The following is a 24539-nucleotide window of genomic DNA, read 5'->3' as shown; positions in this document are numbered from 1 at the left end:
GTTGCTTTTCCGGTGAAACTCGCGGGGCGAAACCATCGCAAGTCGGGGGCCGTGAAACGAACGGTGTTACTCCTGATCATGGAAGATGTGCCGGTGACCAGTAACAACATGCCTGAACTGGAAACCGTCGAGGTGGCCCAGCCGCAGTGGGTGATGGCTGTGGATGACCAGCTGATCGAGGAGTTGGTGGTCTGGGCCCAGGCCGAGGGGCTGCTGCGGGACGAACCCCATCACATCGCCCGCGCACCGCCCCGCGAGCGCCTCCAGCAGCGTGGTCTAGCCCGGCTCCGCTGCCACCCGATGGCGGTCACCTGCAGCCGTTGTTCGAGCTGGTGCGCCGAACCGAGGGGCTCAAGCCCTTCGGGCACGGCTTCACCGCGCCGGTCGTCGAGATCGCGATCGAGCCCCTGGGCCTACGCGTGCCTGTGGTGGAACGCTGCCGAGGAGAAGTTCGACGTGATCCTTCGCCCGGGGGTTGACGAGGGCAACCCCCACATCGCCGAGACTCTCGAGCGGTGCAGCTAGGCTCGTAGGCATGGGATTCGACTGGGAGAACATGCTCGGCACAAGCGGCAACGGCCTCGGCGATGCCTACGACGGCGCGGTCTCCACAGTCATCTACAGCGAGGACCCGGGGGGTGATCGTCGGCCACTCCCGGTCGGCGAAGAGCACGACGACTCAGACGGCCTGCGCTGACCTCATCGCAGGTCAGGGGGTCGCCAAGAGACGGCCGAGCTCGACCCTGCGCTCCATGGGGAGTTCCGGCCAGCTCGCGACGAGATTCGCAACCAATGCATTGAGGTCGTCTGTGACCTGTTCCTGTACCTGCTTGTCGGGGCGGGAAGGGATGACCGGCATGGCCAGCGGCGGCAGGTCCGACTCGTGAATCTTCAGATTGCCGCCGACCCGGACAGCAGGGATCGCGCCATCGGTAATCTGCCTACGGATCGCGATCGAGGGACCGCGGTTCGCGTCCTCCTGCAGAAGAGGCATGGGAGGCCAAGCTCGCCGCGCTCCGCTCCTACCATCGTGTCACCGGGCACCTCGCACCCCGACAGGGCGCGGTATGGGGCGAAGGCGACGAGATGGTGCCCATCGGGCAGCACATGGCCAACCTCCGCAGGAAGGGCGCGAAGAACGGCCTGGGCAAGGACCCGGACCGGGTCGCGGAACGCGCGGCGCAGCTCACCGCGATCGACGAGGACTGGGACTGCCCGTGGCCGCTCGACTGGCAGCGCCACTACCGCGTGCTGGCGGACCTGATCGACGCCGACGGCCAGCTGCCCGACATCGCACCCGGCGTACTCATGGACGGCGACGACGTCGGCAATTGGCTCCAACAGCAGAAGCAGCCGGCCATCTGGGCGCGGCTGCTGCCCGAGCAGCAGGCACGGCTAACCGCGCTCGGCGTGCAACCAGCCCAGGCGCCGCCTCCGGCCCCTGCGGCCAGCCGCGGGGCGAAGGGCCCGAGCAAGGCACAACAGGCTTTCCAGCGGGGCCTGGAAGCCCTCACCCAGTGGGTGGAACGGGAAGGCGCCCACCGACCGGTCCCCAGGGCCCACGGGGAGGAGATCACTGTCGACGGCGAAGCGGAGCCGGTCGTCGTGAAGCTGGGCGTATGGATCTCCAACACCAAGACCCGACGCGACAAACTCACCCAGGAGCAACTGGACGCCCTGCGGGAGCTGGGCCTCGACTGGGCATGACCGCTCCCTGGGCCGGTCCTGAATCCGAGGCCCCGGGCGTCATGCCTGGGGCCTTCCCCTTCCCTGGTGCACGGCGGGGTGCAACACGGAACCAGGCCGACCGTTGCCGGTGTTTGTGCAGCTCAGGGGCGCAACATAGGGGTGTGTTGCACCTGCCACGTGGGGGCCGTCACCTTGTCGTTGGTGGCGGCCCTGACCCGTGACAGTGAAGGTGGGCGCTTTGCCATCGAAGTTGAACCACCGGCTGTTTGTGTCAGCGAAGATGGGTCACTGCGTAGTTTGTGTCAGGACACCCGCACCGTGGCCATCATCTGGATCATCACGGGCCCCTGGGCGTCAGGGGAGGTAGGCGCCCGAGACGGCGGCGGCCGCAAAGGAAGTGCCGAACAAGCGGGTCCCGTCGGGGAGGGTGCCGAGCGGCTGGGCGTCGCTGCCTCCGTAGGCCTCCTCCATGATCGCTCCCGGGGGCGGTGTGCAGTTGTACGAGGCACGCGCGCCCGTGTCGTCCGTCGCGAGGGCGACGACCGCGTCCGGGAGGCAGGCCGGGTATCCGGACGTCTGCGCCGAACCCCAGTTCCCTGCGGCGGCTACCAGCACGGGCGGTGCCACCTCCGCGGAGCAGTAGCTCAGCAGGTAGTCGACGCTTCTGCCCAGCGAGGTGGCGCACTGTCCCGACACGTCGGTGGTCAGACTGGCGTTGACCAGGTCGTACTCGCCTGACCACAGTGTGTATACAAGGCCGGCCAGCACTTCGTACGACTCGCCCTGGTTGTCCTCGCGGAGCACGCGCAACGGGTGGATGTCGGCGCTGCTCCGGACGGCTGTGATGACCGCGGCGACCGCCGTGCCGTGTCCGTGCGGGTCTGCCGCTGGCGTTGTCGTGATCCCCACGTCGTGGCAGTTGATGAAGTCGATCATGTCGTGGGCGGCACCGCGGACACCGGTATCCAGCACCGCGACGCGGTGGCCGTTCGCGGTTGGCCCGCTCGGCACCGCTGGTGCGCTTTGTACGAGCGCGTCCAGCTCGTCCGCGTCGAAGGCGTCGTCAGGGATGCCGGCGACTCCCTGCTGAGCGGAGCGGAACCGATAGCCCGGCTCCCACAGCAGGTGAGGCCCTTCGTGGTAGGGGTGTGCGTCCCAGAAGGCAGACCGCCCGCGGGGGCCCCGCATGAGCTCGGCCTGCAACTGCGCCGTCGCGCGCATACCGAGGCCGGGATGGTGGTGCGCGACGGCGATGGCCGGGCTCCACTCGTCCTCGAAGCGATGGGCTGCCTCCCGGTGGACGTCGTGGAACCTCACCATCGTTGGCCGCTCGATGCGGAGCCGGTCCGGTGTTCGCAGTGTCTCCCAGCGCCCGATGAGCCATTCGATCTCCCACCGTGGCCCAACCACGGTCGAGTAGCCCGCCCAGTCCTCGCACATGGGTGCCCTCCTCTTCTGCGAGCAGCGTAGGTTCGCCGCGAGCGCGGGGCGTGCGGACTACGCCAGCTGGCTGCATGCCCGGGCGGGTCCCCGCGGATTCCCGGAACCTGGTGCCATGGCGGAAGACGCGGTGCCGTACCGGTACGGGCAGTACATGGTCACGGACGACGAGCTGGCCGGGTGGACGGTGTACCGGGCCAGGTTCGACAACAAGATCCTGGGGATCGAGGGCCCCTGCCCGAACTGCCGCCACCCCACCAAGCTGAACGTGGACCGGTCCGTCGTGGCCCGCGGCCAGAGCGGGCGGAAACCGGCCCTCGCCCCCAGCGAGCGGATGACCAGGATCTGCGAGTGCGCCTGCGAAGAGCTGCACGCCTCCGCCGACGCCGGGGAACCGGTGAAGACCTGCGGGAGCTGGTGGCTGGTCACGATGCCGCTGGACCCGGACGCGGATCCGCCGGTGCGCGCGGCGACGGACGCCTCGATGCTGCCCGCGCTGCGTGCCATGCAGGAGGTGACGGCAACGGAGGAGGGCACGGTCCGGTCGTCCGCGGAGAAGTGGATCGCGGCGGTGACCGCGCTGCTCGGCCTGTTCGGGCTGGCAGGGGTGCTGATGGGCAAGGACGCGTTCACGGGCCTGAGCGGGTGGGCCCGCCTCGTCGGCGGCGTGTTCACCGCGGCCGCGGTCGGCGGGGCGGCGTTCGCCGTCGTCTCGGCCTACAAGGCGGCGTACGGGTGGCCCGTAGAAGTCGATCTCGGCAACGACCACCTGCTGACCACCTGGTTCCACAACCGGCGGGAACGCCTGAAGCAGGCAGCGAGCCAGCTCGGCCGCGCGGTGGTACTGGCCCTGTGCTCCCTAGGTGCGCTCACGGTGGCCATCGGGTGCATCTGGTTCTGGCCACGGTCGGGCCCGAAGGAGGCTCTCGTCGAGGTGACGCGCGGCAACGACGCCAAGGTCTGCGGCACGCTCCTCAGCTCCAAGACCGACCGCGAGCTGCGGATCAGGCGGCCGAACGGCGACGTCGAGACCTTCGGCGCGGCCGACCTGAGGTCGGTCAAGACCGTAGGCAACTGCCCCTCCTGAGCCCCGCGCCTCCCCGGTCGCCCGCTGGACGAGTGGGCCAGCACCAGGAGGGCCTGACGGCCAGCCGGCAGTCGTCGCCACCGCGTCCCGATCTGCCTCTGCCGCCCGGAGAGCTGCCCGGCCAGGAACCGCAGGGTGCGGCTGAAGAGATCAATCGAGGACGGGTAGACAAGCACGCGAAGCTCCTGGCGGACACGGGTGATCTTGGTCGAGAACACGCCTACCAGGAGCTTCGTCGTTCCGTACAGCCCACACCCGCCAGCACCCCAGCACCGCCGTCAGGTTGGAAAAGGTTCAGTGAAGTTGGGTCGATATCGACGCGCGGTCGCGGAGTTCCCATCGCCAGCGGAGTGCCCTCTGCCGGCAGGTGTCCGAGCACCACTTGCGGGTGGAAGCCGACCTCAGGTGCGTCATCGATGTTCCGCAGGCCCGGCATTCCTGCCGCTCGGATCGCCTGAGGACTTCCTGGTCAAAGCAGTCGTCCGAGCACCACGGGTTGGGCCTGAGGGGCTGATAGACCCGTTCGCAGCATCGGCAGGTGGGTTGTACCGGCTCTGGCCAGGACTCGCTGGAGTTGATCATTTGCGCTCGGGCCCGAAGCTCTGCGTTCCAGCGGGTGGATCTTTGGCGACATGCGTTCGAGCACCAGATGCGGCCGGTGCCCGGCTTGCGGTGGGCCATCGAGAGTCCGCATGCCCCGCATTCTTGCAGTTCAGCATGTTTCACGAGCTCACGGTGCAGGCATTGGCGAGAGCACCAGGGGTTGGAGCGGAGAGGCTGGAAGCGGCGCTCGCAGCCCCGACAGCTCTGACCGCCGGAGGTGGCAGCGGCCTCTGGCGTCTCCGAGGAAGCGTGGTCGAGTTCGGCCTCCGCCTCCTGGGGCGGGATCGCGGCCGCGCCCGGAGATTGCTGGCCGTGCCGTTCCTGGGTTCTGCACTCGCTCGAGCACCACTCGCGGAGCTGGCCGTCCGCTCTGGGAAGGAGCGGTTCCTGACAGTGCCGGCAGCCGGCCGTCGGCAGCGGGTTGCGAGTCCAGTGGGCGATCTTGGAACTGCAGCGTCGCGAGCATCCCTTTCGCCTGGTGGAGCCTTTCATAGGGCCTTCGCAGGCCAGGCAGAGACCGGTGTGCTCGTTCGTCTCGGCCGGCTCGAAGTTGTTCCTGGCCTTCGGCGCCCTGGGCAGTGGTTCACCGTGCTGGCCGAACTGGAAGGCGAGTCGGCGGCAGTGGGAGGAACACATGCGGCGACTCTGGCCGAGGCGTCGCATCAGCTGTCCGCAGACGTGGCACGGCACCTTCTTCCAGTCGCTCGCTGGGATGCCCTTGCGGTAACGCCGCTGGCGGCAAGCCTTGGAGCAGGTCCGGGGAGTGACCCCGAAGCTCACGAGGGGCCGGATCGGTTTGCCGCACTCCGTGCATTCGACGGTTTCCAGGATCTGCCGGAGCTCGGCCGGCTCGCGTCCTGTGACCGCGGCGATGCGGTCCCAGGTCGGGGTGCCGCGGTGCAAGGGCGGCTGAGTGAGGTATTTGCGCAGGTAAGCGGGTGGAAGGCAGTTCGCCTGGGCGAGCCGGATGATGAACGAGCGAGGGCCTTCGCCGCTTTGGGGGCGGACCTGGAACGGCAGCCGGAGCACGGGGGCTTCGCCAGCGGGCCGGTTCACCGAGCCGCGGCCGGACGCTTGCGGCTGGAGGCGATGTCCAGGTCGACGGCCAGCAGGGCTGCCTTGGTGATCTTCTCGGTGCGGCTGAGGATCGCGTCGACGGCGGCCCCGCGGATCTGGTGGGAGAGAGTGCCGATCATGCCGTTGGTCCGGGTGTGGAGGAAGCGGTCCAGCCGGGTCAGGGTGCGGGCCTGGTGCTCGTGCAGGATGAGGTTGGCCTCCATCTGCGCGACCAGCGACTTCCATTCGGCGTTGTAGGGGAAGGAGTGGGTGGCCATCGAGGTGAAGCGGGCGGCGATCTGGTCGCCGCGGGTGCCCGAGAGAAGGCTGCCGTCCTCGATGTCGATGCCCGCGTAGGCGAAGGTCGCCGGTATGCGCTCGGAGAAGTACTTCAGGGTGTCTGAGGCGTCGGCTCCGTGGCGGGTGGTCAGGGAGATGTTGTGGATCTCGTCGACCAGGATCAGGCCGGTTCCGGCCTTGGTGCAGACGCCGACGACGGCCTCGGTCAGGTCGGTGATGTTCGAGCTCCGCAGGACCGGCAGGCCCAGGAAGCGGGCGAACTCGGCGGCGATCATGCGTGGTGTCGCGGCCGGCGGGACGGTGATGTAGATGACCGGGATGCGGTTGCCTTGGCCGAGGTGCCGGCGGCGGTCCTGCAGTTCGTGTGCCAGGCCGAGCTGGGTCAGCGCGATCGTCTTGCCGGTGTTCGCGGGCCCGGAGACAATCATGCCCCGGCGGGCACTGACGGCCCCGCGGTTGAGGATGACCAGCCGACGGCCGCAGGTCACCGTGTTGCGGACCGTGGAGGTGGCGACGACCTGAAGGCGGGCGTGGTGGTCGAGCCGGTCGTCGTCGTAGGCGTCCCGGTCCTCCGCCTCCAGCGCGTCGTACTCGGCCCTCGTCAACGGGGCCATGGGCTCGCCCAGGGACGCGTCGACGAACCCGCGCCAGCCCGGCAGGCTGGTCAGCTGCCGTCCGAAGTCCTCTCCGGAGTTGTCGGCAAGCAGTGCGGTCATGAGCGTCCCCAGGGGTCCTCGAGCGGGTTGAACAGGCCCAGCGGGATCACCTCGGCGAGATCGCCTTCGGCCTCGTCCAGCACGTCAGGGCCGTCCTCGACGTCACCTGGCGGTTCCGGCGCCGGGGCAGGGACCGTCGGTGCGGAAGCCTTCGTCCGGGCGGCGATCCGCCGCCCGTCCTTGGCCGCCCCCGTCTTGGGCTTCCTGTCCTTCTTCCCCGCCGCCCGGCCGGGGCCGGCGTGCGCGCGGGTCAGCAGGTCCGCGACGGCCTGGGCGAGCTCTTCCTCGGTGGCCTTGGGCAGCTGGTGGCTGACGTGGTCCCAGGCCAGGTCCCCGAAGGGGACCGGGGCCCGGTTCAAGTGCTTCCAGGTCGCCTTCACCCAGCCGCCGTCGCCGCGGTGATCGCGTACCCAGACGTAGGAGACGTCGTAGGGGTCCCGGTGGACCTCCCAGAGCCCCCGCTTCGCGGTCACCCCGGAGTCCTTCAGACGCATCGGCCCCAGCTCGGGACTGTCGTAGGTGCGGTTGTTGATCCGGATGCCGTAGGAGTTGACCGCCCGCCAGGCTGAGGGCAGCAGTTCGACGTAGTCCTGCCCGCTCAGCGCGACCGGAACGTAGCCGCATGCCTCGACCAGGGCAGCGTACTTCTGGTTCGGCGTGAACAGCCGGCCGGGATGATCGGGGTCGCGCAGGCCGTCGTGCGGGCGGTTCTGCCACTTGGCGATGATCCACTCGTCCAGCAGGTCCTGCAGCTCGGGCAGCGACCACACGTTTTCCTGCTCCGGATGCCGCCCGCGCTGGTCGGTGTTGCGGCCGGTGTACCCAGGCAGGAACTGCGCGAACATCAAGGCCACCGAGCCCAGCATCTTCTCGATGTGGCCCTTCTGGAAGGGCGCCCCCTTGTGCGTAGGCTGGAAGTCGATCTCCAGGAACCGGCAGGAGGATCGGAAGTTGCGGGAGATAAACACCTTCCCGTGATCGCAGACGATCATCTCCGGGACGATCACCGGCTTCGCGGCCGCGTGCTCCAGTCGCTCGTCCAAGGTCAGCAGCCTGCGGTGCGGCAGCACCGAGCGGGACATCTTCAGCGCGTCGACCCAGCCCGGCCGCATCAGCTCGGGCGTGACGGTGCGGGCCAGCAGCACGCTCGCGTCCACCGACTTCGTCGTCGGCCGCAGCACCGCCGCCGACAGCGTGCGGGTTGCGACGTCGATCATCCCGGTCAGCTCAACCTTGCCGATCACCCCGTTGTCGAGGCGGACCATCACATCCAGCGGGGTGGAGTCGATCTGCATCACCTCGCCCGGAGCCGACACGGTCAACTCGCCGAACGGCGCGTTCGCCCCGTGGGCCTTCGAACGCCTGGTGACCGCCGAGCCGGTCGCGTGGGTTCCCTTCGTCAGCTTCGCCAGCAGCCGGTAGAGGGTCTGGCGGGCCGGCAGCTCGGCCTCGCCGCCCGCCTCCCGCAAGATCTCCCCGGTCCGCCAAATCAGGTAGGCCCCGTTGCGCGTCGAGGTGTCGACGCCCTCCTTGATCGCCTTCCGCATCGCCTCAACCACCGCCTCGGGAACCGACCCGAACTCCGCCCGCCGGCGGACCGGACGGCGGTCCGCCAGCCCGACCAGGCCCTCAGCCTGGTAGCGGCGGCGCCGGTTCGCGATCGTCTTGGCCGCGACAGCATGGCCGGCGGCGGCCAGCTCTGCCGCCTTCGCCCGCTCCCGCGACGTCACCGAGGAACCGGGTCCATAGCCTGGCCGCGGCTGCGTGCCGTGCTCCGCAGCCGGCACGACTCCATGCAGGACCTCCAGGATGTGCCCCTCCCACCACAGGGCCTGCTTCACCGCCTCGGGTGGGAACGCCTCCAGCAGCCCGACCTGCGGCAACGGCATCCGTTCCGGCTGGAACAGGACCTCGAAGTCCGGCGCCTCGAACAGATCGATCAGCGCGACCACCCGATGCCCCGCGTTCGCGTCCTCCACCACCGCCGCTTGTGCGGTGACCTCGAGAACCCCCCGGACCTGGCCCTGAAGCTGGATCCTGTGGCCGACCGCCAAGGCCGGCGGTCGTTTCAACTCGCTCATCCGCTTCTCTCCGTCCAGACCACGCTGTCGGTCTGCATCAAGGCCCCCGCCAGGTCCGTCTCCAAAGCTCCGGACCACAGCAGGTGGAACAGCACCGGCAGCACCCGCAGCCGGTCCCCGACCAGCCCGGCGCCCTCCCACAAACCCTTCGGCTCCCGGAACACCTCCAGCAGCCGGGCCGCCACCTCCGCCGGCCGGCCGCAGCGGGCCCGCCGGTAGCGGGCCAGCCAGCGGACGTTCGCCATGAACACCGGATCCGGCCGCCCCGCCCAGGTGAACTCCCAGCCCACCGCCCGGCACGCGCGCTCGGTCGCGGCGAAGGCTTCCCGCGTCTGCTCGTCCAGGTCGTCCTCGGCGCGGACATCAACGACACGGGCCCCATCGTCGGCGAGCCGGACGAAGTAGTCGGGCGCGTGCCGGCGCCCCCGGCCCCCGTCATCCCAATGCAGCCAGAACGGCTGCGAGGCGATGCCCACCACCTGCGGATCCCGGTCCAGCAGGACCAGCCGGTCCCGCTCCAGCCACGACTCGTAGCCGACGTGGTCCCTCACCGTCGCCGAGTAGTACCAGCCCGCGAAGCCCCGCGTGTACCTGTGCCACGAGAACTCACGGACCGGCTCCACGCCCTCGAATCGGACGTCCCAGCTAGACCCCAGCGGCCGACGTCTGCGTACCGCGTCAACAGAAAAGTCCAGCTCAAAGCCCGTAAGCGCAGCCTGATCAACTGCCTGGGCAGGTGCCCCCACCACGTCCCCCACCCAACGAGTCCCCCACCGGCCCAACTTCGTTGTCACAAAGTAGCGTTGGCTCAACTTGGGTGGCAATCAGCCCATCTTCACTGTCACAGGTCAGGCCCCCAGTGCTTGTTCGCTCTGAGTCAGTTCAGTTCGTCAGGATAGAACCGTCCGTACCTGTTGATCACCTTGCTGGTGCTCCAGTCGATCCGGTCGACCCAGTCGGAAATGCGGGAGTCCGCCATCTTCTGGGTCTTGGTGACCCTTTCGAGGTCTCCTCCGAGAAAGCCGGCGCGCAGCAGCGGGTGCTGGTCGCCCGATGCGAGTTCACGCTCGAGCCAGTGGGATGCCAGCGGCCGGTAGTCGCCGCGCGTCCCGGAGACCAGCAGGTGCGGCGTGCCGATGTAGTTCCCGGCGTCCTCCTGGACGAGCAGGCGCAGGTACTCGAAGTGCTCCCACGCCCTCGGTGAAGGCGTTCTCGTTGGCCACCACGTGCCCGGTGAAGATGGGCTTGAGGTACTTGTGTACCCGTGCTGCGGAGGTGGGCAGGCTGAGAACCGTGTCGGGTCCGAGCAGGGCCGCCGCAGGCATGTCGAGCCTGCTCATGATGTCCTCGGCGCGGGGGCCGGTGAGCAGGCGGGCCGCCAGCGGCCAGCGTTCGGCCGCGGCCGCGGCGATACCGGCGCTATGGAGGAGCAGGGTGGCCGGCGCGCGGCGCAGATCGTTGAGAGCCCTGTGCCCGGTACCCCACGTGACGGTTGCGAGACGCTCGACGTCGGTGAACCAGTAGCGGTCGGTGGTATCGGTGCCCCAGTAGGCGGTGACCGCAGCGAGAGCGGCCAGCGTCTCGGTCTCGGCCTCCCACGCCGTAAGGCGCCGCTCGTGCTCGGCGTCCAGATCAGGCTGGGGGAGGTCAGCGGTGTCCGTGCGCAGCGGGTGGTCGGCAAGGCGGGCGGCTTCGCGGCGCAGGGTGTCATGGAGGTTGATGGCCGGGCCGTCGCCGCGCAGTTCGCGCTTGGCGGTGGCGATGGCGGTGGCGATGTTCTGGGGGTTGGCGCGGTTGTGCTCGGCGAGGGCGGTGACGGCGTCGGCGGTGCGGGTGAGGAAGCGGTCGGCGTCGGCCGGCACGTAGGTGCCCTGGCGCTGTTCCATGAGCTCGATGGCGGTGGTGGAGAGGGGGTACGGGTCTGCCCAGTAGGTGTCGAAGCGGCGAGTGGGGCAGCGTCTGAGGGCGTTCACGAGGGCCGGGTTGTACTTGGCTGACCATCCGGCGATGATCAGGCCGTACTCGTCGAAGACCTGGTCGAGGAGCTTGTCGACCTCCTCCTCGTACGAGCTGAGCTCCTCGGGGGTGTTGCGCATGCTGTCCGGGTCGAGGTAGTCGCCGTGGAGGTGGATGACCACGCCCTGGCGCTGTGCGTGCAGGGGGATCATCCCGGCCATGTCGGACGGGCGCCTGATGATGGTCGGGCGCAGCCCGGCCTCGCGCAGGGCGTCCTCGATGAGGTGGTCGAAGTTCAGGGTGATGATCACCCTGATGTATCCGTCGGCGACCAGGCGTGCGAGAGCGCGGTGCGCGTCCGCGGGCTGCTTGATGCCCTGCTCGCGCTCCGTCTCGTCGGGCTCGAAGTTAGGAGCGGAGCAGCACCTGGCGCCCGCCCGTGGTACCGGAGAGGTCAGCCAGGAGGGTGTCGTAGGCCGGGTCGCGCTCGAAGCGGTTCACGTACCAGTCGTACGGACCGTCGTCTCCATCGGGGATCTCGACGCCCTCGACGCTGGCAATCTGGCGGATCAGATCGCACTGGACGCCCCAGGCGGAAAGCATGCCGGCCGATACGGAAGCCCCGGCACCGAGCAGCACCGCGTACCCCCCGGGTACGGCCCGCAGACCGAGGGCAAGATTCACATGGGGTTCCGTCGACTGTTCGACCACGGCACGCCTCCTTGGGCACGCGGGAGCAGAGCGGCCGGAGTTGACCGCCCAGCACCAGTTTACGTCAGATGGACGAGAAGGGTGCGGTCTCGGCCACTCACAACCCTGAGGAACCGCTCATCTGACCGGCCTTCCAACAACCGCCGAGAACACGGTCTGGCAGCCGGACTCGCCAGCATCGGCACTCACCTACGGGGTGGCTTCTGCGTGATTACCTACGCCCTCGTCCGCGGCACCGTCGGGCGCCGCTGACCCGCCCGAGCCGGGGCAAGCCGTCCTGACAGCGCCGCCAGCCCCGGACACGGACAGGCCCCTCTCGGTGCGCCTCTCCTGCGCCTTAGCGCGCCCTGTTTCGGATTGCGTACGTCTCGTATGGCACGACGGCCCCATCGGCGGCAGGCTGGTCGGTGGTACCGCTGCGGGAGAAGCCGGCCTTGGCCAGGACACCGGCCGGAGGCCGGATTGGCGGGGTGGTGCATGGCTTCCACCCGCTCCAGGCCAGCGGTGGTGAAGGCGAAGGCGACGACCTGCTGGGCGGCGTCGGTGGCGTAGCCGTTGCCCCAGGTGTCCTCGCGCAGGATGTAGCTGATGGTCCCCATAACGGGCGAGCGGCGGCGCAGAGCGATGAGGCCGATCATCTCGTCGGCGGCGAGGATGCCCCAGCTCCACTGCGCCCTCGGAGTCGCGGCCGCCCGTACGAGGGCGCTGCGGATCTTCTCCGGGGCCTGGTCTAGAGAGAGCGCGCGGCCGGTGGTGTACCGGACCGAGGCGCCGCTGTAGATGCGGGTGAGGGCGGGGGCGTCGTCGAGGGTCAGGGCGCGCAGGGCCATGCTGCGATCAGTTCCTTGGCGGTTGGGCGGTCGGCGGGGTCAGGGGCCAGGCAGGCGGTGATAGTGGTCTCGAAGTCGGGGAACGGCCAGGGCCGTACGTCGGCCAGCGGGCTGGCGCGGCCTGTGGCGATGACCGCCAGCTTGTCCAGGCGGTCGAGGCTGTCGTCGTAGGGGACGGGGCGGTGGCCGGTCCAGCACCAGAACAAGGAGGCACCCAGGCTCCACACGTCGGCAGCCGGCTGCGCCTGAACGTGTATGTCCGCCGCGGTCGCGAGAACGGCGGCGGCGATCTCGGGGGCGGTCGTGTGGGTTAGAGCGCCGCGGTACGGCAAGCGCCTATCCGGTTCGGGGCCGCAGGCGAGGGCGTAGTCGATGACCTCGGCGCGGCCGCCTTCGGCGATGAGGGTGTTGGTGGGCTGGACGTCGGCGTGGGCCCAGCCGGCCAGGTGCTCGGCCCAGGTGCGGACGATGCGCTGGAGCCAGGTCCGGACCGACGGGCGGTCGCCTTCGGGGCCGCGGGCCAGGGCGAGCGCCCGCCACAGCGGGACGCCGTCGACCCAGCCGACCGCGAGCCACCGGCCACCGTCCCAAGGGCCGGCGGCGACGCGGTAGTCGGGGCGAAGGGCGCCGGCCTCGGTGAGGCGGAGGAGGTGCTCGTCCTCCTGGGCAATCTCGGCAGCCTTGTCCCGGGCGGTCGCCTCGTCGGGGCTGTTCGCCTTCAGGGCCACGGTTCCCCGAGGCCCTTGGATCTTCCAGGCCCGGGAACCGCGCCGGTCACTCAGGAGTCTGGCGGTGATTGGGATCACCGAGCCGTTCGGTGAGGCGGGTGAGGGCTTCACCGGGGGGAGGAAGCGCTTGGCCCACGCGTCGCCTGCGGAGCGCTGTTGGGAGCACGACGCTGCTGGCCCCGATCCGGAGGCAGCCGGACACGAGTCCGTCCGGAAGACCACCGCACCGCGCACGTCGGACTGGGGTCACCGGATCGGGGGAAGGTCCCCGAACTCCCGTGCCCTCCCACAGGGCGGAGGGGTTGAGGTTGTGGCATGGGCTCGATGCGGTGCAGGGAGGACCGGAGTGTCGGCGGTAGCCGGGACGGCAGCGGCCGTTCAAGAACTCGACGCGGACCAGCGCGCAGCGCTCGACGCCTGCGTGGTCGCAGCGCTCGCCTTGAGTAGCAGTGAGGGCGAGGCGCAGGGACGGATGCGGCTGCTGATGGAGTGCCATGGTCGCTACGTGCGCTCGTTCGGGGTCCTTGAGCAGGCACCGTCCTACGAGGTGTTCGCCCGTCGGCTCCGCGGAAGCCGGGTGGCCGACCTTCTGCCGGGACGTCCCCAGGGATCAGTGCTCGGCAAGCTGTGGCTGCTCGATGACGACGGCATGCCCAGTTCGGCGCTGCACCGGCTCGCGGTGGAGGCCTCTGAGCACGGCCACCAGGCCCCGGGGATCGGTGCCGACATCCGCCATCTGCACAGCCTGCTGCGGGCGGTGGGGATGCTGCCGGTGAGTACCGGGCTGTCGCGGATCTCCGGCGAGACCGTCCAGCACGCCGTCTTCCGCGCGCTGAGGGCCGTCGGCTTCGAGGCGTACACCCAGGGCCGGGAGGCGATGGTCCGCACGCCCGTCCTGACACGGCGCGTTTTGTCCCGGAACACCGCGTTGGTCGAGCTGGGCGCGTACACCGATATCTCCCCGACCCGGCAGTTCGGCGGCCTGTGGGCAGCGTGTCCGATGTGCAGATGGACGATGCGGGCCACCTACCGCACCAACGGCGTGGTGAATGTCGAGTGCGAGGACGAGCGCCACAGCCTGCTGGGCGCCCGGTACCGGGCCGAGCCGACTGCGGTGGCGGGCTGGCGCCTGGTCCCGTGCGGCGAACTGCGCACCGTGCCGGAGCTGCTGCCCGTGGAGGGCTACGTGGCGTTGCCCTACGCCCTGTGGCTGTGGGTGACGCTCCCGGGCCTGCTGGAGGTCGAGCTGCGCGACCGGCTGGTCGCCTTGGGCGCGGAGGTGCGGCTGTGGCCGTTCGGCGACGCCTATGACCTGCATGTCACTCGTCCCGGCCGGTCCAGGGCGTGGCGCGTCGACGTCAAGACCTGGGCCGACCCGTACGGGCTGGCCCAGAAGCTGCGCGAGGATCCCGAGGGGCCCGGCGATCTGTGCTTTGTGGTGCCTGAACACCTGCGGGGGTACCTGCCGCTGCTGCGCCGGGTGGTGCGGGGCAGCGGGGCGCGCGTGCTGACCGATGGCGACCTGGTGGCGGAGGTGGAGGGGGCGTGAGCAGGACGATTGCCGGGGCTCTGGCCTTGGCTGAGTATCTTCTTCCCGCCCGGTTCCGCGACGGGCGGCAGGTGGTGCGCGTCGCGGACGCCCATGTCCTGCTGAGCGGGCACGCGCCGCGTGTCGTGGCGGGCTGGGAGCAGTGGTCGGAGGCGGACAAGCAGCGCCTCGGCGCGCTGTTGGGCACCCGCCATCGGGGGGAGGCACTACTGCACCACGTCGAACGGACCGTCTACGACGTCTTCCACACTCCGGACGTGGACGACCCGCTGCCCGCTCTCTACGCGCTCGGGTACAGCGCGCGGGGGCGGGCGCTCGAGGTGCTGCCGGCTCACGGGCAGGACCCTTCGGACGTCGCCGAACGCCTGCTCGCGCCGACCAGGCGCGGGCGGATGCTGCGGGTCGCGAGCGGATCGGGCTGGTCGGCGCCGACATCGCGTGGGCGGGTCCAGCTCGCCTTCCCCGACGAGCAGGGGGTGTACAGGCCGCCTCAGGTCGTGACCGCGCCGTCGGTGGAGTTGGTGGTAGATGCCGACGAGCTCGGCTGGCAGAGTCGGGACACCGACCAGGGCATGAAGGGCCCGGCCTTCCGGGAGAAGCAGATCGCGCTGCTGCTGCGCGGGACCATCGGTGGCGGACAGCGCCCCGTGGAACCTGTCGTCCTGCCGCCGGGCCGGATGCACCTGCTGAGTGCGCCTCCGGGCGTGGGCAAGAACGTCTTCGGCCGGGGGCTGGCGATCCAGCAGGCGGGCCAGGGCCGCACCACCGTGCTGGTGGTCAGCGACAACGGCGACGTCTACGCCGAGGCCTCCACCCTGCAGCAGGAGCTGCGGGCGGCTGGCGTCAAGGAGACGGCCACGCCGTTCATCGCCCCCAACAGCCGGTACAACTTCGCGCTGCGCTCCGCGGCGAAGCTGGAGGGCACCGGCGTGCCGCTGGCGCACGCTTCGGCGAGCATCGCCTTCCTCATCGACAACTCCGCCTACGGGTGCGCCGTGCAGGCGCAGCTCGAGGGACGCGACGCCTTCGAAGCCGGCAGGGAGCCGTGCACGGTCGCGGCGTCGGATGCTTTCGGCCAGCCGGAGCGGGCGCTGTGCCCTTATGTGTCGTCCTGCGGGAAGTTCTCCCATGTCGAGGCCGCGACGACGGCCCGGATCATCGTGACCACCCATGCCTGTTTCCAGTCCGGGATGATCAAGGTTCCGGTGGAGGTCGACGGGGAGGTCCGCAACAGCATCAGCGTGCGGGAGTTCCTTCTGCGCCTGGCGTCCTATGTGGTCGTCGACGAGGTCGACGCCTACCAGTCGCGGGGGTTCGACGCGTGCGGCGTGCTGGAGCTCGCGTCCCGCTCCCGCCCAACCACGGTGCTGCGGCGCATCCGCGACAGCCTTCACCAAGCGCCGCCGCGGCTGGCGATGGCCGTGCGTCGGCCCTTGACCCGGGCGGTGTTCCTGGCCGAGCAGCTGCTCGACCTGGTGGCCGGGGAGGAGGTCTGCACCGAGGTCGCCCAGGCGCGGGCCCTGGCCCGCGGGCAGGACCCGCGCCGGACGCGGCAGGTCCTGCAGGACCGCAAGCGCTGGTATCAGCCCCATCAGTGGGACCGGCATTTGCTGGAGCACCTGATCGGGGTGGACCGTGACGCTGCGGCCACCGCCGAGCAGGCCGACCGTCTGCAGGCCTTGCTCCCGCGCGTGGCCACCCGGCCGGGCGACCGCCCTCCCAGCGCCGTCCTGCCGGACCGGCTGCGGCCCGTCCCGGGCCTACTGGAGCGGATGCTCACGATCGACGAGGGCGGGGAGTGGCAGCTTGCCGCCCTCAAGGACGAACTGCGGGAGATCCTCTCCGCAGCGCTGCCAGCCTTCTGCGCCGCCGAGGACGGAGGCGACGGAGCACCTGCCGAGTCCACGGTGCCGGCGCAGCGCAGTCTCGACCGGCCGGAGCCGGTGCGGGCGCCCACGCGCACGGAAGTCACCGCGGGCGTCCTGCACGCGCTGATCATGAAGACGTGGCTGACGGCCATCGTCCACACGATGTTCACTCTGACGGACAGGGTCGGCGAACTCGCCGGGCACGGCATCGACGCGGCCTCCGAGCTCGCAGACGCGATCGGCCACCAGGGCGCCGGCACCGTCGTCCCGTTCGGGCCACTGGGCCGCCAGCCGGGCGGGTTCCGCTTCGAGGGGCTGGACGACCCGGGTGCCCATGCGAGTTTGAAGATGGAGGTGCTGCGCGCCGACCCCCACACCGAGACGCAGTTCCTCGGCAGCATCGTCTCCCTCGCCCTAAGCGGCCGCCAGCGTACTGTCCTGGGCATGTCCGCCACCGGCTTCATGCCGGGCGCGGCACGTACCCACCTGCTCGCCCGCCCCGACTGGGCGATGCCCGACACCCTCCGCGGTGGTCTGACCATCTTCAACAGCACCCCCGTCTCCGACGGAAAGCTCTTGGCCGTCGGCAGCACTCCCTACAGTGAACGCGACCATCGGGTCATCTCACTGGCCGCCGGCTACGCACCGTGCCTGGTGCGCGACCTGGACCGGCTTGCGGCGGAGGCGCGCACCCGGCATCGCGCGCGGGCCCTGATCACCGTCAATTCCTACCGGCAGGGGCGCCTGTTCGCCCAGGCCCTGTACGACACCGCGCTCGCCCTCGGGCGGCGGCTGCGGATCTACGTCGCCGTCGCGGACACCCCTGATCCGTCTCTGCCGCCGGTCTGCGACGCGATCGGCCAGCTCACCCGCGACCGTTTCGCGGAGCTGGCGGACCTCGACGGCGAGGTGCTCATCTCACCGCTGCCGCGCACCGAGCGGGGCTTGAACGTGCTGACCGTGTTCGAGGGCGTCGCCGTGTCGGCCATCACCCTGATCGCCATGGGTGTGCGGCCGGTCATGCCGGCCGACGACCCGGCGGTGCTGGCGGCCAGCGTCGCCGCCCGGGCTTGGCGCGGCACCGTGCCCGGCGACGACCCCGCCGCCGTCCTGGCCCAGGCCCGGGCGGCGGCCGACGCGCACCTGCGCCTGAACCTCAACGCGCCCAAGCGCTTCTCCGCCCTGCCCGACGAGCTGAAGTACGAACTCGTCGCCACCCTCCTCGGGCAGAGCGTCCAGTTGGCAGGCCGCGGACGCCGCGGGCAGACCCACGTCGAGCTCCACTTCATCGACGGCGCCTTCCACGACCCCACCTGGGGATCCGACCTGCCCACCCTGGTCCGCGGGCTGCTTGAGCAGTCCCCGCAGGACGACCTCGTCCAGCTCGGCGCTTCTTACGGCTACACCATCGAGGAAATCGCCGAGTACGCCCACGTCCAGCATCTGCTCCCCGCGCTGCGCGCGGGCTTCGACGCCTACCTGGGAGAGTACGCATGAGTCGCCCGCTCGACAGCGTCGCCCGCAAGCAGGCCCGCCTGCTGCAGTTCCGCACCGCTCCCGCCGACCTGGGCAAGGTTATTGCCTACCGGCCAGACGCCCCCGTCATGGACCTGGCCATGGAGCTCTCGCGCGAGTACAAACGCAACGTCAGCACCAGTCTGGACGTGCAGCCGCCCTACCGGGCGCTGGAATGTGTCCTGCGCGCGGCGGCAGGCACCTGGGCGCGCTGGCAGTGGAACGACGGCTGTTACGAGCTCCTGTGCGCGGCGCCGATCAGCGCCGAGGACCGGCGCGACGTGTTCCGCTACTGGGCCGAAGCCGTGGTCCCGGGCCCCGACGGCCGGCGCATCGGCGAACAATTGGCCGAACTCCTCGCCCGGGCCGAGCCCCGCTCCGCCGTCCTGCCCCCGCCGCCGAGCGCCGGCAAGCGCTCGCGCGGCTGGTGGCCGGGCGAACTCGCACGCTGGCGCCTGGCCGAGGAACTCGCCACCCTCGAGTGGCCCCGCAACAACGGCGCCCCCGTCCGTTTCGCCCTGTGCACCGACGGCCGCCTGGCCGCGATCGGCCACGAACTGCCCGCCGAACCCGACCGCAAGGGCATCGTGCGCCACCTGCTGCCCCGTATCACCATCGGCACCGCCGCCAGCGGGCACTCCCGGCGCCACGCGCTGACCGTGAACGCCACCACCACCCTCCTCGCCACCTCCTGGAAGGGTGTCGCCACCGTCCTGCTGGCCAACCCCGACCAGCCGCTCACCGTCGCCGCGACCACCGACGGCCCGCCGTGGAAGCGCCGCCTGAACGTCCCCGCGGTCGCCGCCAGCCGCCGCCTGGCCGCACTGCCCCGCCTGAGCTCGAACGTGCCGCCCTTCCCCGAGCACCTGGCCGACGACGCCCTAGCCGACACGTCCCCGGGGCCGGTCTGGGCCGTCGCCCCGGCCAGCGTCCGCACCCCCGGCCTGGGCCGCGGACACGGCATGGAGTTTTTCCGCCGCATCGAGGAAGCCATCGACACCCGGTGCGAGAAGTACAGCCACCGCAGCCCCGTGTTCATCGAGGTCCCCGGCATCAAGGTGCCGCCCACCGAGAGCGGCTCACGCGTCAGCGGACCGATCCCCCTCGAACGGATCCCCGCCGCCCTGGACGCCGCCGGCGTGGGCACCCTCCTCGTCCCCGTCCTGTGGAGCACCGACGAGGTTCGCGCCCGGGTGAAGGCCGCGATCGCCGCCCAGTGGGGCACCCGCGAGGACTGGAAGGCCGTGGAAGGCGGCGTCGAACCCGCCGCCGGCGGGCGTATCGAGGTCGTCTTCCTCCACGACAAGGCCAGTGCCCTCGGCCACGGACCGCGCACCAGCGCGGAGCGCGAGCGGGACCTGGCGCAGATGCTCGCCCCCCACACCCGCGAGGACACGCTCGTCGCGGCGATCTGCGAGACCGACTGGGACCCCGAGCGCTGGTATCCGAGCGTCGAAGCCCGCGAGAAGGCCGAGGCCGAGGACGGCAAGTGGCCCTCCAAGCAGGCTCTCGCGCGCCTCGCAGCGACCTCCCAATACATCAAGCAGGCCCCGCCGCCGGTCCCCACCCACACCCGGGAGGGCAAGCCCTACAACGAAAAGTACCGTGCGAAGAAGGTCGCCTCCCGCCAGAGCGGCCTCGACAGCTCGACCGCGAACGTGCTGCGCGAGATCCTCAGCGGCGTCGGCGCCACCGACCACCGCCTCGGTGCCGCGTTCGGCAAACTTCCGCTCGAGAACTGGTGGCACATCGGCATCCACGTCCGCCGCCACGCCCAGCGCCGCACACCCGGCAAGCGCCGCAACACCGAACCGGCACCGATCACCGCAACCCTCACCGCCATGCGCCCCACCGGCGGAAAGGACGCCCCCTGGCAGATCTGGGCCTACAGCCCCCAGGCCGGACAGTGGCAGCCCCACAGCCCGGCCACCACCGCGCTGCACGCCGCCGACCTCGCCTGGGACGTCAGCGGATACCGCGCCGCCGCAGACGAGACACTCCAGGCCCGCGCCGCCGCGGACATCGTCGAGCAGGCCCTCATCGCCACCCGCACCCAACTCCCCTCACCAGCCCCAGCGGTGCTCTACGTCGACGGCGACGCCGCCGAGTACATCTGGGCGGGCCTCACCGACGAAGCCCTGGGCCAGAACCCGCCGCCCGGCATGCCCCGGCCGGCGTCCTGGCTGTCCGGCCACAGCCTCCCCCGCGCCCAACGCCCCCTGGCAACCGTCCGCGTCATCGGCGACCTGGAACGCATCGGCCGCCCCACCGGGGCCCACATGCGCACCAGCGACGGCACCTGGCGCGCCACCGACACCACCAACAGCCTCTTCCAGCTCGCCACCGACGACGGCGCCGTCACCTACCCCGACCTCCTGCTCGTCAACGTCCCCCGCACCTGGGCCGCCGGCCCCGCCGGCCGCTTCGGCAAGGACGAGACACGCTTCGACAGCGGCAGCCAGAGCAAGAACGGCTACGCCCACACCGCCACCCGGTTCACCGTCATCGCCCAGAGCCCCGACGCTGACTGCGACCTCATCGGAGCCGTCGCCGCCATCCTGACCAACCAGGGCATCACCTCCGACGTCCGCCAAAGCACCCCCACCCCCCTCCACCTCGCCCGCAGGATGGACTCCACCCACCCCTACTACCGCCGCACCGCGGAGAGCGCCGAGGACGCTCCCGATGCCGCCGAAGACGAGGACACCGCGCAGGAGGAGACGACCAGCCTGTAGCCAAGGCGCGCTAACCCCGACGAGGAGGCGCTGAGAATTTCCGGGCCCGGTTGAACAGGGGCGGCCTGGAAGACAGAGGGGCGCCTTGACCAGAACTGTGAAGCCCAGATCAGCCTCCGGCTGACTGCGGCACTCGCAAGCCGGGTGGGCAGTCAAGGAGCATCCCGAAGAAGTCGGCAAGCAGGGGCTGAGCACGGTCGCGGTCGCGGAGTTCGTCGTGGCCGAACCGGAACACCTCGTAGCCACGGAACTTCAGGGCGCGGTCGCCAGCCATGGTCGCGGCGTACTTCGTACTGTCGGGTTCGGCTCCTGCGTTGCGGGTGAAGTGCTGCATGCCGTCGACCTCCAGGACCACCCGCCGGTTTCCGGGGAGCAGCATGAGGAAGTCCATGCGCAGGTTCTGCATGGCCTGCGGTCCGCGTTCGCGGAGGGTCTTGGGGTCCCAGTGGAGCCAGATCTCCGGCAGGAGGGCGGGGACCTCGTTCAGGTGGTCCCGGTGGGCGTGGTGGTAGTGCCAGAACAGGTTCTTCTGCCCTGGAGACTTCGGGGGCAGGGAAGCCTCCATGCGGCTGTAGAGGGACCGGGCCGCCTGCTCGTGGTCGGTGATGTTCCGGGTCTCCTGCCACCAGGCCAGGAGGTGGCGCCAGAGCAGTCCCTCTTTGCCGACGGGGTGGTCGTAGACCAGGACCTTGTCGTCGCGTTGAGCGACCTCGATGTCGTTGTCGAGGGCGCTGGTGAAGCGGATGTCGGGCTTGCCCAGGGTGGCGAAGATGAGGTTGCGCGGCCGACGCGCGGTGCCGCGGCCGTGCTGGACCAGGTGGAACCGGGGGTAGCCGTCGGCCTCTCCATCCTGGCTCAGGATGGCGCCAGCCGGTTGTAGATGCCGGTTGGCGAGCTCGACGAAGCGGCGCTGGGCTTGCTCGTCGGGAAGGACGGCGGCGGAGGCCAGCCTCTCGAGGAAGACGCCGAAGCGGGGGTGCGGTGCTTCGAAGGCACCGAGCTGCTCGAAGAACTGCTCGGTCGTCCAGTCGTCCGGGAACCGGATCACGTGGCGCTCGATCTGGCTGCGCAGGCTGTTTGTCGGGGTGGTCCAGCCGCCGAGTGGATCGTTGTCCAGGTGCCACATGCGGCCCAACAGCGCCATGAAGCGGTCCGGGTAGCTGAGGTGATCGGACAGATCGAAGTCTCTGGCCAGCTCGCGCCTGGTCCGGCTCGGGATCTGCACGTGGTGACGACCGAGCCACAGAACGTCCTGCAGCGCCATACGTTCGGCCTGGCCCAGCTCCTCTTGGTCGAGAACGGCGTCGGCGACGTCCGGCAGGCGGTCGTCGGGGCAGGCATTCAGGCTGGCCACCAGGCGCTCGTGCTTGCTGCTGCCCGCACTGGGCGGGGGAAGGCCGAGGCGCTCGCCCAGCGCCGGCAGTTCCTTTTCGGTATAGCGCCTGTACAGCGTGGAGAGCACGCCGTCGATCAGCCTCCGCAGCAGCGCCATGTCCATCTGTTCCCCCATCCCCTGATGATGAGCGACGCCCGGACACGATTCCACCCCGTCCGATCGCCTTGGTCAGGAGGCAAATTCGCAGTGCACTCCCGCACCACCCCTCTACCTTGATGCGCATGTCGCACGAATCGATCCACGAGCACCTGCTGATATCGGCCCGGAAGTGGGCTCGCACGGCTGTCGACGCGTACCTGGAGGAGCCCATAGACCAGGACTTCGCCGTGCACCACATGGCGGTCGCGGTGGAACACGCGTCCAAGGCGTTCCTGGCGTCCATCGCTCCCGTGCTCCTCGCGTCGGAGAAGCAGCCGAGCCTGGATGACCTCCTGGTCCTGAGTGGCAACGAAGACAGGACGAAGAAGGGGCGCGCCGGCCTCAAGACCATCAGCGGTGAGGGGGCCATCCTCAGGGCAGCCCAGCTCCTCGGCCCCGGGCACCAGACGCCTGCCGGGCTCAAGGAGCTCCGGGAGTCTCGCAATGGCATCACCCACATGGGGTGGGGTCAGCCGGTGACGGAATGCCGCAATCTCCTGAAGGCGGGCATCGAGCACATCAACGCCCTGCTGAAGGCCCTGTCGGCCGAGCCCGAGGGCTTTTGGGGGCCTCACTTCGAAGCCTGTACCGCGCTGGTGGCCCAGGCCGTGACCGAGATGGAGATCCGGTACCACGCCAAACTCCGGCAGGCCCGCGAGCACTTCGCCCAGACCACCCGGCGCCTGTCCGAAGCCGAGATCGCCGAACTCGTCAGCAGTCTCTCCGCCCTGCCGACCGCCGCTCCGTGGCCGATCGCCGTACCCGCAGAATGCCCCGCGTGCGGACACACCGGCTTCGCAAGCGGCCGGGACAAGCAGGACGGGGACTATCTGCAGGTCTGGTTCCTCCCCCGGCACTTCGGGTGCCGCCTGTGCGGTCTCATACTCACGACGTGGGAACTCGATCTCGCTGGAATCAAAGCCCAGATACTCAACGACGACGAAGAGCCCGACCCGGACTGGGAACCCGACTTCGAAGCGTACTAAGAGCTCAGGCAGAGATTCATCCGCTAACCGTGCCCCTCCACCGAGCTCTGACGACGCGCGGCGCTGCTGTTCCTCGCGGGCGATCTGCTGCGCGAGGACGTCGCGGTTGATGTACGGGTCGACGGCGGCGCCCGTATCGTCCTGGCATCGCGGCCCCATTAGGGCGGCGTGAGGCGGCCCCTTGGTTCTGACGCACCGTCGGATTCCGGGCACTCCCGGGCACCTGGCGGTGCGCGAGATCGGGGAATCCACGGGGTGACCTGGGGCTACTCCGGGCACACCAAGTGTGGTGATATCCCGAGGGATTGCTGTGAAACCGCAGGTCAGACGTACTCCCTTACTGCTACCTGCTCCCTTCCTCTGGTACGTCACCCCCGGCCCGCGCGCCTTCGACGTCCAGCCGATCCGCTACGACCTCACTCCCTACGCCGCCCTCCTCAACGACGGCCGACCGCACCGCATCGAGGTCTCCGTCGCCGGGGTTCCCGCCGGACAGAGCGGCTGGAGCACCCCCACCAACCTGCTGCTCTGGCAGGACGGGGCCCGGGAGGTCGTCACCGGCGCCCTGACCCGGTACGAGCCGGGCGATCCCACCGGCCACTCCCGGTGGACCCCCGCGGCCCCCGGTGCGCAGCACCGCCTGGACACCGAGGGCGGACACCGGCTCACCGTCGCCGGACACCTGAACACCTCCCACGGCCGCGTGGCCACCACCGTCACCCGCGCCGTACGGGGCACCTCCGTGCACCGCTGGACCGACGGCGAGAACCAGGACGCGCTCACCGCCACGTGGACCGACGAGGAGAGCGTGACGCGAGGGCCGGCCACCACGCGGACCGACCGCACCTACACGATGGACGGCGAGACCACCCTCGGCGCCGGCGACCGGCTGCGCACCGTCCTCTCGCTCGGCGACCGCGCCGACACCGTCACCCTGCGCGGCGGCAAGGTCGTCGACCGCTCCCGGCTCGACGACCGGTACGCGGGCGACGCCACCTACACCGCGAACGTCCCGCGCGACCAGCGTCACGCGGTCGCCACCACGTCCGCCCGCTACCGGTTGTACGGGTCCGCAGCACCTGGTGGGTGTTACGACCGGACGGTGGCCACCGCTCAGGGCACGCTGACGGTGGACCGCCGACGCTGCTGATCCGG

At 70.2% G+C, this 24539-nt stretch carries 17 protein-coding genes and 2 pseudogenes; 9 read left to right on the top strand and 10 right to left on the bottom strand.

From position 1 onward, the window contains the following. The first annotated feature begins 51 nt into the window (after window positions 1-51). Entirely contained in the window at window positions 52-525 is a 474-nt protein-coding gene (locus OG386_RS05200) for a hypothetical protein (RefSeq protein ID WP_328786973.1), read from the top strand. Window positions 526-535: 10 nt separating this feature from the next. Further along, entirely contained in the window at window positions 536-697 is a 162-nt protein-coding gene (locus OG386_RS05195; RefSeq protein WP_328786972.1) for a hypothetical protein, read from the top strand. Between the two features lie 12 nt (window positions 698-709). Here OG386_RS05195 and OG386_RS05190 read toward each other — a convergent pair whose 3' ends face one another. Continuing rightward, entirely contained in the window at window positions 710-994 is a 285-nt protein-coding gene (locus OG386_RS05190; protein WP_328786971.1) for a hypothetical protein, read from the bottom strand. Here OG386_RS05190 and OG386_RS05185 point away from each other — a divergent pair. Continuing rightward, window positions 979-1707, top strand: a pseudogene (locus OG386_RS05185) (helicase associated domain-containing protein); the annotation flags it as partial. The gene OG386_RS05190 and the pseudogene OG386_RS05185 sit on opposite strands and share 16 nt — an antisense overlap. 336 nt (window positions 1708-2043) lie before the next feature. Here the strand turns inward: OG386_RS05185 and OG386_RS05180 are convergent. Next, window positions 2044-3129 (bottom strand): S8 family peptidase, encoded by a 1086-nt coding sequence (locus tag OG386_RS05180; RefSeq protein WP_328786970.1) that lies wholly within the window; start codon window positions 3127-3129, stop codon window positions 2044-2046. A 115-nt stretch (window positions 3130-3244) separates the two neighbouring features. Between OG386_RS05180 and OG386_RS05175 the strand changes: the two genes are divergently transcribed. Next, window positions 3245-4216, top strand: a complete 972-nt coding sequence (locus tag OG386_RS05175; protein WP_328793580.1) for a hypothetical protein — start codon at window positions 3245-3247, stop codon at window positions 4214-4216. Window positions 4217-5871: 1655 nt separating this feature from the next. On the opposite strand, the gene OG386_RS05165 is transcribed toward OG386_RS05175, so the two are convergent. From OG386_RS05165 to OG386_RS05135, 7 genes are all read right to left on the bottom strand, one after another. Beyond that, a complete protein-coding gene (locus tag OG386_RS05165; RefSeq protein WP_328786969.1) occupies window positions 5872-6891 on the bottom strand; it encodes an ATP-binding protein in 1020 nt (339 codons plus the stop codon). Next, the gene (locus OG386_RS05160) at window positions 6888-8972 is read right to left on the bottom strand and encodes a Mu transposase C-terminal domain-containing protein (RefSeq protein ID WP_328786968.1); all 2085 of its coding nucleotides are present in this window, start codon (window positions 8970-8972) and stop codon (window positions 6888-6890) included. Before OG386_RS05160 ends, OG386_RS05165 begins: the two co-directional genes overlap by 4 nt. Continuing rightward, window positions 8969-9718, bottom strand: coding sequence for a TnsA-like heteromeric transposase endonuclease subunit (locus OG386_RS05155; protein ID WP_328793166.1), 750 nt, complete (start codon window positions 9716-9718; stop codon window positions 8969-8971). The genes OG386_RS05160 and OG386_RS05155 overlap by 4 nt, the downstream gene beginning before the upstream one ends. A gap of 315 nt (window positions 9719-10033) precedes the next feature. After that, on the bottom strand, window positions 10034-11239 hold the full coding sequence (locus tag OG386_RS05150) for an SIR2 family protein (protein ID WP_328786967.1): 1206 nt from the start codon (window positions 11237-11239) through the stop codon (window positions 10034-10036). A gap of 97 nt (window positions 11240-11336) precedes the next feature. Beyond that, window positions 11337-11639: a hypothetical protein gene (locus OG386_RS05145; RefSeq protein ID WP_328786966.1), complete on the bottom strand. Its 303-nt coding sequence runs from the start codon at window positions 11637-11639 to the stop codon at window positions 11337-11339. 215 nt (window positions 11640-11854) lie between these two features. After that, window positions 11855-12469 (bottom strand): GNAT family N-acetyltransferase, encoded by a 615-nt coding sequence (locus OG386_RS05140; protein ID WP_328786965.1) that lies wholly within the window; start codon window positions 12467-12469, stop codon window positions 11855-11857. Further along, window positions 12451-13197, bottom strand: coding sequence for a protein kinase domain-containing protein (locus tag OG386_RS05135; RefSeq protein ID WP_328786964.1), 747 nt, complete (start codon window positions 13195-13197; stop codon window positions 12451-12453). The genes OG386_RS05140 and OG386_RS05135 overlap by 19 nt, the downstream gene beginning before the upstream one ends. A 346-nt stretch (window positions 13198-13543) precedes the next feature. Between OG386_RS05135 and OG386_RS05130 the strand changes: the two genes are divergently transcribed. The 3 genes from OG386_RS05130 to OG386_RS05120 are packed head-to-tail and all read left to right on the top strand — an operon-like array spanning window position 13544 to window position 20864. Beyond that, window positions 13544-14746, top strand: coding sequence for a restriction endonuclease-related protein (locus tag OG386_RS05130; protein WP_328786963.1), 1203 nt, complete (start codon window positions 13544-13546; stop codon window positions 14744-14746). 26 nt (window positions 14747-14772) lie between these two features. Further along, a complete protein-coding gene (locus OG386_RS05125) occupies window positions 14773-18111 on the top strand; it encodes a hypothetical protein (RefSeq protein ID WP_328786962.1) in 3339 nt (1112 codons plus the stop codon). Continuing rightward, window positions 18108-20864, top strand: coding sequence for an RNAseH domain-containing protein (locus OG386_RS05120; protein WP_328786961.1), 2757 nt, complete (start codon window positions 18108-18110; stop codon window positions 20862-20864). The genes OG386_RS05125 and OG386_RS05120 overlap by 4 nt, the downstream gene beginning before the upstream one ends. A 109-nt stretch (window positions 20865-20973) precedes the next feature. On the opposite strand, the gene OG386_RS05115 is transcribed toward OG386_RS05120, so the two are convergent. Further along, window positions 20974-22374, bottom strand: a complete 1401-nt coding sequence (locus tag OG386_RS05115) for a hypothetical protein (protein WP_328786960.1) — start codon at window positions 22372-22374, stop codon at window positions 20974-20976. 107 nt (window positions 22375-22481) lie between these two features. Here OG386_RS05115 and OG386_RS05110 point away from each other — a divergent pair, with 107 nt between their 5' ends. Both OG386_RS05110 and OG386_RS05105 read left to right on the top strand, forming a co-directional pair. Then, window positions 22482-23384 carry a hypothetical protein gene (locus tag OG386_RS05110; protein WP_328786959.1) on the top strand — a complete coding sequence of 301 codons (903 nt, stop codon included), beginning with the start codon at window positions 22482-22484 and terminating at the stop codon, window positions 23382-23384. Between the two features lie 352 nt (window positions 23385-23736). Further along, window positions 23737-24534: pseudogene (locus OG386_RS05105) on the top strand (peptide-N4-asparagine amidase); the annotation flags it as partial. Window positions 24535-24539: the final 5 nt, after the last annotated feature.

Origin of the sequence: Streptomyces sp. NBC_00273 (assembly GCF_036178145.1) — a bacterium.
Classification (GTDB): Bacteria; Actinomycetota; Actinomycetes; order Streptomycetales; family Streptomycetaceae; genus Streptomyces.
Note: the sequence above shows the minus strand (reverse complement) of the source record. Positions and strands in the feature narration are given on the sequence as shown.

What these genes read in the sequence shown, in the direction of transcription:
- OG386_RS05195 (WP_328786972.1), top strand. Translation starts at nt 536, where the DNA reads ATGGGATTCGACTGGGAGAACATGCTCGGCACAAGCGGCAACGGCCTC.
- OG386_RS05190 (WP_328786971.1), bottom strand. Translation starts at nt 994, where the DNA reads ATGCCTCTTCTGCAGGAGGACGCGAACCGCGGTCCCTCGATCGCGATC.
- OG386_RS05180 (WP_328786970.1), bottom strand. Translation starts at nt 3,129, where the DNA reads ATGTGCGAGGACTGGGCGGGCTACTCGACCGTGGTTGGGCCACGGTGG.
- OG386_RS05175 (WP_328793580.1), top strand. Translation starts at nt 3,245, where the DNA reads ATGGCGGAAGACGCGGTGCCGTACCGGTACGGGCAGTACATGGTCACG.
- OG386_RS05165 (WP_328786969.1), bottom strand. Translation starts at nt 6,891, where the DNA reads ATGACCGCACTGCTTGCCGACAACTCCGGAGAGGACTTCGGACGGCAG.
- OG386_RS05160 (WP_328786968.1), bottom strand. Translation starts at nt 8,972, where the DNA reads ATGAGCGAGTTGAAACGACCGCCGGCCTTGGCGGTCGGCCACAGGATC.
- OG386_RS05140 (WP_328786965.1), bottom strand. Translation starts at nt 12,469, where the DNA reads ATGGCCCTGCGCGCCCTGACCCTCGACGACGCCCCCGCCCTCACCCGC.
- OG386_RS05120 (WP_328786961.1), top strand. Translation starts at nt 18,108, where the DNA reads ATGAGTCGCCCGCTCGACAGCGTCGCCCGCAAGCAGGCCCGCCTGCTG.
- OG386_RS05115 (WP_328786960.1), bottom strand. Translation starts at nt 22,374, where the DNA reads ATGGGGGAACAGATGGACATGGCGCTGCTGCGGAGGCTGATCGACGGC.
- OG386_RS05110 (WP_328786959.1), top strand. Translation starts at nt 22,482, where the DNA reads ATGTCGCACGAATCGATCCACGAGCACCTGCTGATATCGGCCCGGAAG.